At 65.6% G+C, this 7,103-nt stretch carries 6 protein-coding genes; all 6 read left to right on the forward strand.

All coding sequences use genetic code 11. The features are described from left to right. Positions 1 to 12 precede the first annotated feature (12 nt). Complete coding sequence (panC, locus tag Y705_RS0106550) at positions 13 to 888, forward strand: pantoate--beta-alanine ligase (protein WP_026532272.1); 876 nt, start codon at positions 13 to 15, stop codon at positions 886 to 888. A gap of 96 nt (positions 889 to 984) precedes the next feature. Beyond that, positions 985 to 2,439 (forward strand): lysine--tRNA ligase, encoded by a 1,455-nt coding sequence (gene lysS, locus Y705_RS0106555; RefSeq protein ID WP_253908521.1) that lies wholly within the window; start codon positions 985 to 987, stop codon positions 2,437 to 2,439. A gap of 4 nt (positions 2,440 to 2,443) precedes the next feature. Next, a complete protein-coding gene (locus Y705_RS0106560; RefSeq protein ID WP_026532274.1) occupies positions 2,444 to 2,647 on the forward strand; it encodes a hypothetical protein in 204 nt (67 codons plus the stop codon). Between the two features lie 86 nt (positions 2,648 to 2,733). Next, on the forward strand, positions 2,734 to 3,057 hold the full coding sequence (locus Y705_RS0106565) for a histone-like nucleoid-structuring protein Lsr2 (protein WP_026532275.1): 324 nt from the start codon (positions 2,734 to 2,736) through the stop codon (positions 3,055 to 3,057). Positions 3,058 to 3,148: 91 nt separating this feature from the next. Further along, a complete protein-coding gene (locus tag Y705_RS0106570; protein WP_026532276.1) occupies positions 3,149 to 5,656 on the forward strand; it encodes an ATP-dependent Clp protease ATP-binding subunit in 2,508 nt (835 codons plus the stop codon). 155 nt (positions 5,657 to 5,811) lie between these two features. Next, positions 5,812 to 7,103 (forward strand): TolB family protein (locus tag Y705_RS22245; protein ID WP_444826166.1); only part of this gene is annotated, 1,292 nt, incomplete at its 3' end.

Raw genomic sequence — 7,103 nt, forward strand, 5'->3', positions numbered from 1 at the left:
AAGCCGGCGATCGTGACGACGGCGGCCGAACTGCGGGAAGCGAGCGCCCGGTTGCTGCAGGAAACGGAGCTCACGCTCCCGTCGCTGGGCCTTGTCCCGACCATGGGCGCGCTGCACGCCGGCCATGCCGGCCTGGCCACAGCCGCACGGGCCGCCAACGACGTCGTGGTGGCCAGCATCTTCGTCAATCCGCTCCAGTTCGGCGAGCAGGCGGATCTCGAGCGTTATCCACGCACGCTCGACGCGGACCTCGAGCTGCTGGGGCAGTGCGGCGTAGACCTGGTCTTCGCGCCGTCGGCCGCCGAGATGTACCCCGGGGGTGAGCCCCAGGTGCGGATCCGGTCCGGACCCCTCGCCGACAAGCTCGAGGGCGCCGCGCGGCCCGGGCACTTCGACGGCATGCTGACCGTCGTCGCCAAGCTCCTGCATGTTGCACAGCCGCCAGGCGCCCGCTTCCGTGCCTACTTCGGGCAGAAGGATGCACAACAGCTGGTCCTGATCCGACGCATGGTCGGCGACCTGAACTTCCCGGTTGAAATCGTGGGGGTACCGACGGTCAGGGCGTCCGACGGACTCGCCCTTTCCAGCCGGAACCAGTTCCTTTCCGGGGCGGAGCGGAAGGCGGCACTGGTCCTGCCGCGCGCCCTCCGCCTGCTCGAGGGAAGGGCCGCCCGGCACGAGGCCCTGGATCCGGACTCGGTGCTCGAGATGCTCGCGAGCGAACGTTCGGTGAGCCTTGACTACCTCGAGATCGTGGATCCGGAAACCCTTGAGCCCCTCGCCTTCAATTGCCGTCACGTCCCCTTCACCGGCTCGGCGCTGGCAGTCATCGCCGCCCGGGTGGGCGCCGTCCGGCTCATCGACAACGTGCAGCTGGGCCCGGAGTGAGCTCTGCCACCGGAAATGACGGCGCAGGACGAAGCAGTAAACTGGTCTACCGTGACCACTGACGATACTTCCCTCTCCGATGACTTCAACGAGCAGATGCGCATCCGCCTCGCCAAGCGCGCGGGTCTGCTGGAAAGCGGCAGGGAGGCGTACCCCGTCAAGCCGGAGCGCACCTCCTCCCTCGGCGAGCTCCGGAAGCGGTACGGAAGCCTCGCCGCGGAGGAGACCACCGGCGAGGTGGTCAGCGTGGTGGGCAGGGTCGTGTTCATCCGCAACTCGGGAAAGCTGTGCTTCGCCACCCTTCAGGAGGGAAACGGCACCCGGCTCCAGGTGATGCTGAGCCTCGCAGCCGTCGGGGCCGAGGCGCTCGCCGACTGGAAATCGCTGGCCGATCTCGGCGACCACGTCCAGGTGCACGGTGAGGTGCTGAGTTCGAAGCGCGGGGAGCTGTCCGTCATGGCCGATTCGTGGAGCATGGCCTCGAAGGCGCTGCGGCCGCTGCCGACGCTCCACGCCGGCGTCAACGAGGAAACCCGCGTCCGTCAGCGTTATGTGGACCTGATGGTCCGCGAAGAAGCGCGGGACATGGTGACAAAACGCGCCGCCATTACCCGCAGCGTCCGCGAAACCCTTCATGCACTCGATTATGTCGAGGTCGAGACGCCCATATTGCAACTGGTGCACGGCGGTGCCACGGCGAGGCCCTTCGAAACGCACCTCAATGCCTTCGACCAGAAAATGACCCTGCGTATTGCCCTCGAGCTTTATCTCAAGCGGGCAGTGGTGGGAGGAATCGACCGCGTCTACGAAATCGGACGCATTTTCCGCAACGAGGGCGTCGACTCGACGCACAGCCCGGAATTCACCATGCTCGAATGCTATGAAGCGTACGCCGACCAATTCGGGATGGCAGAGCGCATGAAGGAAATCATCCTCAATTGCGCCGATGCACTGGGAAGCCGGACCATCGAGACCGACAAAGGCACGATCGACCTCGACGGAGACTGGGCCTGGCTCGGCGTCTACCCGGGCCTGTCCGCAGCGGTTGATCAGGAAGTCACCCCCGATACTCCCGAAGAGGTCCTGAGGGAGATCGCCGAGGCCCGCGGCATTGCGATCAATCCCGCCTGGCAGGCCGACAAGCTCGTCCTCGAGCTTTTCTCCGAATTGGTGGAGCCCCACCTGCTGCAGCCCACCTTCGTCTACGACTACCCGCCATCCGCGCAGCCCCTGGCGCGCCAGCATCGGGAGGATCCACGGCTCATCGAGGCCTGGGACCTCATCATCGGTGGTATGGAGCGCGGCACGGCCTTCTCCGAGCTGATCGATCCGGTGATTCAGCGCGAGCGCCTGACTGCGCAGTCCCGCAGGGCTGCCGAGGGTGACGACGAGGCGATGCAGCTGGACGAGGACTTCCTGCGGGCGCTCGAGTACGGGGCGCCCCCGATGGGCGGGATCGGGCTCGGAATCGACCGCCTGGTGATGCTTTTCACGAATGCGGGAATTCGTGAGTCCATTTTGTTTCCCATTCTGAAACCCGTGCAGGGATAGCGCCGTGGAATACCTTGCCGTCCTTTTGCCCTCCGCCTCCCTCGCGGTGATCTTCTACTTCGTGATGCGGGCCATTTTCAACGCGGACCGTGCCGAACGTGATGCCATGGCACGCGCGGAGAAAAGGCTCACTGATGTGACGGAAGTGAAGAATGAGCAGGAAGAAACGCCTGAAACTAAAGCGAAGCCGGATAACGCCCAGCCATAGCATTTTTGAATTCCCCTTTGACCTGGCCCCTTTGTTGCTACATAATCACAGAGGGGGGTTTTCATCGAATTCTAAGGGAGTATATTGTGGCGCAGAAAGTGAAGATTATCCTCATTGACGACATCGACGGCGGAGATGCCGACGAAACCGTCCGCTTCGGCCTTGACGGCGCCCAGTACGAGATCGACCTGTCGGATGCCCATGCAGGTGAATTGCGGGATGCCCTCAAGGATTACGTAACAGCCGCGCGGCGCAGTAACCAGTCGAAGCAGCGTTCCGCACCCGCGCCGGCTCGCAATCAGGAAGCCGCCCAGGTTCGGGAGTGGGCCCGGGAGAACGGCTACAACGTCTCGGCCCGCGGCCGGGTGAACAGCGAGATCGTCGAGGCATACCGCGCCGCGCAGCGCTAGGGCCGGCGTGATCTCGCCTGTGGCGAACACGCCCCAAAAGCTCCTTCGCTGCACGTAGCATCGAACTACGCGTTAGCTAGGAGTGTGCCCCATGTTTGAAAGATTCACAGATCGTGCCCGTCGTGTTGTTGTGCTGGCCCAGGAAGAGGCCCGCATGCTCAACCATAATTACATCGGCACCGAGCACATCCTGCTTGGTTTGATTCATGAGGGTGAGGGTGTAGCTGCCAAAGCCCTCGAGTCGCTCAGCATCTCGCTGGGTGCCGTCCGTGAGCAGGTCCAGGAGATCATCGGACAGGGCCAGCAGGCGCCGTCGGGTCATATTCCGTTCACCCCGCGGGCCAAGAAGGTGCTGGAGCTTTCCCTGAGGGAAGCCCTGCAGCTGGGCCACAACTACATCGGCACCGAGCACATCCTGCTGGGCCTCATCCGCGAGGGCGAGGGTGTTGCCGCGCAGGTGCTGGTGAAGCTCGGAGCGGACCTCAACCGGGTCCGCCAGCAGGTGATCCAACTGCTCTCGGGCTACCAGGGCAAGGAGCCTGCAGTCGCGGGCGGCCAGCAGCAGGAGGGAACCCCCGCAGGTTCGGTGGTCCTCGACCAGTTCGGTCGGAACCTCACGCAGGCTGCCCGCGAATCCAAGCTCGACCCGGTCATCGGACGTGAGTCGGAGATGGAGCGGGTCATGCAGGTGCTCTCCCGCCGCACCAAGAACAATCCCGTGCTGATCGGCGAGCCCGGCGTCGGCAAGACCGCCGTCGTCGAGGGGCTCGCCCAGGCGATCGTTCGTGGCGACGTGCCTGAAACCATCAAGGACAAGCAGCTCTACACGCTCGACCTCGGTTCGCTCGTCGCCGGCTCCCGGTACCGCGGTGACTTCGAGGAGCGGCTGAAGAAGGTGCTCAAGGAGATCCGGACGCGCGGCGACATCATCCTCTTCATCGACGAGATCCATACGCTCGTCGGGGCAGGCGCAGCCGAAGGTGCCATCGACGCGGCGTCGATCCTGAAGCCGATGCTCGCCCGCGGTGAACTCCAGACCATCGGAGCCACCACGCTCGACGAGTACCGCAAGCACATCGAAAAGGATGCCGCTCTTGAGCGTCGTTTCCAGCCGATCCAGGTCCAGGAACCGTCGGTGGCCCACGCCATCGAGATCCTCAAGGGGCTTCGCGACCGTTACGAGGCACACCACCGCGTCTCGATCACCGACGGCGCACTCACCTCGGCCGCCACACTCGCCGAGCGGTACATCTCCGACCGCTTCCTGCCGGACAAGGCGATCGACCTGATCGACGAGGCCGGTGCCCGGCTGCGGATCCGGCGCATGACCGCACCGCCGGAGCTCAAGGAGATCGACGAACGCATCGCCGACGTCAAGCGGGAGAAGGAGTCGGCGATCGATTCGCAGGACTTCGAGGGCGCTGCGTCCCTCCGCGACAAGGAGCAGAAACTGCAGGACGAGCGCTCCGACAAGGAGCGCAGGTGGAAGTCCGGTGGCCTCGACGACATCGCCGAGGTTGACGAGGAACTGATCGCCGAGGTCCTTGCGATCTCCACCGGCATCCCCGTGTTCAAGCTGACCGAGGCCGAGTCCTCGAGGCTGCTGAATATGGAGGATGAACTCCACAAGCGGGTCATCGGGCAGAACCAGGCCATCAAGGCGATCTCGCAGGCCATCCGGCGCACGCGCGCCGGTCTGAAGGACCCCAAGCGTCCGGGCGGTTCGTTCATCTTCGCCGGTCCCACCGGTGTGGGTAAGACCGAGCTCGCCAAGGCCCTCGCGGAGTTCCTTTTCGGCGACGAGGATGCCCTGATCACGCTCGACATGTCCGAGTACTCCGAGAAGCACACGGTATCGCGCCTCTTCGGTGCGCCTCCGGGCTACGTGGGTTACGAGGAGGGCGGCCAGCTCACCGAGAAGGTCCGCCGCAAGCCGTTCTCGGTGGTGCTGTTCGACGAGGTGGAGAAGGCCCACGCCGATCTCTTCAACTCGCTCCTGCAGATCCTCGAGGACGGACGCCTGACGGACAGCCAGGGCCGCATGGTCGACTTCAAGAACACGGTCATCATCATGACCACCAACCTTGGAACACGCGATATCTCCAAGGGCGTCATGACCGGGTTCCAGTCGGGCACGGACACCAATACGAGTTACAACCGGATGAAGGCGAAGGTCCAGGAAGAGCTGAAGCAGCACTTCCGCCCCGAGTTCCTCAACCGTGTCGACGACACCGTGGTGTTCCCGCAGCTCACGCAGGATGAGATCGTCGAGATCGTCGACCTGTTCCTCGAGCGCCTCAGCAAGCGGATGGCCGACAAGGGAATGACCATCGAGCTGACTCCCGCCGCAAAGGTGCTCCTCGCCACCCGCGGCTACGATCCGTCGATGGGTGCGCGGCCGCTGCGCCGCACCATGCAGCGGGAGATCGAGGATCAGCTGTCCGAGAAGATCCTGTTCGGCGACCTGAAGTCCGGTGAGCGTGTGGACGTGGACGTCGAAGGCGAAGGGACCGACGCCGTGTTCACCTTTGTGGGGCATGGAGCCCCCAAGGAGCTGGAGGACGGCCCGGCGGCTATCGAAGCGACGGTTCCCGAGTGATCGTTTCCTGAACACCAGCACTGTCGACGAATCCCGCCCCGGGTCATTGGGGCGGGATTCTTTGCGTGACACCCGGCATCGGTGCTCGGGGCAACGGAATTACTCCCTCAGTGAACCCCGCCCGGCCGCAACGCTTGCGGTGATACGTATTGCAGATGAACCCTGACGATTCGAACAACACCGGCGGCCACGGCTCATCGGACCAGGCCACGCCGTTCCACGAGCTCGAGAACTTCGTCGCCCTCCCGAGGGTGAGCGGGCTCGCGATGAACTCCGGCGGAAGCCGCCTCGTGACGGCGGTGGCCACCCTCGATCCGAAGCGCACGGGCTACACCACCGCCCTTTGGGAAGTGGACCCCTCGGGGGAGCGGCCCGCGCACCGGCTGACCCGCAGCGCCGAGGGTGAATCCGGTGCCGCTTTCCTCGCGACGGGCGACCTGCTGTTCACCTCGGCCCGGCCCGGCCCGGGCAACGGCACCGACGATGCCGGAAAGCAGGCCTCGCTGTGGCGGCTGCCGGAGCATGGCGGTGAGGCGGAACTGCTCCACTCGCGATCGGGTGGGATCAGTTCCGTCGCCACGGCCGCGCACGCGGACACCGCCGTCGTCGTTGCCGAGGTCCTCGCCGGCGCCTCCGGTGAGGCGGAGGATGCCGAGCGACGGACCGCCCGCAAGGACGCCGGCGTGGCCGCGATCCTTCACTCCGGCTACCCGGTCCGGTACTGGGACGCCGACCTCGGTCCCGGCGAGCCGCGCTACTTCCGGCTGGACGTCGACGCGGAGGATGAACCCCTGGTCTCCCTTGCCGAAGGCGTCGGTGCCGGGCTCCGCGACTCCCATCCGGAGTTGAGCCCGGATGGGACGATGCTGTTCACCGCCCTTCGCCTGCCGGAGGCACTCGGCTCCCAGCGCAGCGCGCTTGCGCGGATCGACGTCGCTACCGGCGAGCGGACCGTGCTGCTGAACGAGGCCGGTTTCGATGCAGCACCGGGCCCCGTGAGCCCGGACGGCAGGACCGTCATCGTGATCTGCAACCGGCGCACCTCAGCCGACACCTCCCCCCGTATCTGGCTGGCACTCCTTCCCGTCCGAGGCGGAGAGCTCATCCCGCTTGCGGAAGACTGGGATCGGTGGCCCGCCCCCGCGGCCTGGCTTCCGGACGGCTCGGGCATTCTCGTGACAGCCGATGACGACGGCGCTGCGCCGGTCTTCGCCATCGACACCGCCACCGGCGCGGTCCGCAGGATCACGGCCGACGCTGCCGCGTACTCCGACATCTCGGTGAGCCCCGACGGCGCCACCGCCTATGGACTACGCAGCTCCTACCTCTACCCGGCTGAACCCGTCCGGATCGATCTGGCGACCGGGGAAACCACGCGGCTGCGCGGCCCGGCGGAACGGCCTGAACTCCCGGGAACCCTGGAGCGCGTGGAAACCGTCGGGGAGGA

It is taken from the genome of Arthrobacter sp. H41 (assembly GCF_000520535.1).
Lineage (GTDB): Bacteria > Actinomycetota > Actinomycetes > Actinomycetales > Micrococcaceae > Arthrobacter_D.

Coding starts and splice junctions, on each gene's coding strand:
- Y705_RS0106570 (WP_026532276.1), top strand. CDS start 3,149: ATGTTTGAAAGATTCACAGATCGTGCCCGTCGTGTTGTTGTGCTGGCC.
- lysS (WP_253908521.1), top strand. CDS start 985: ATGCGCATCCGCCTCGCCAAGCGCGCGGGTCTGCTGGAAAGCGGCAGG.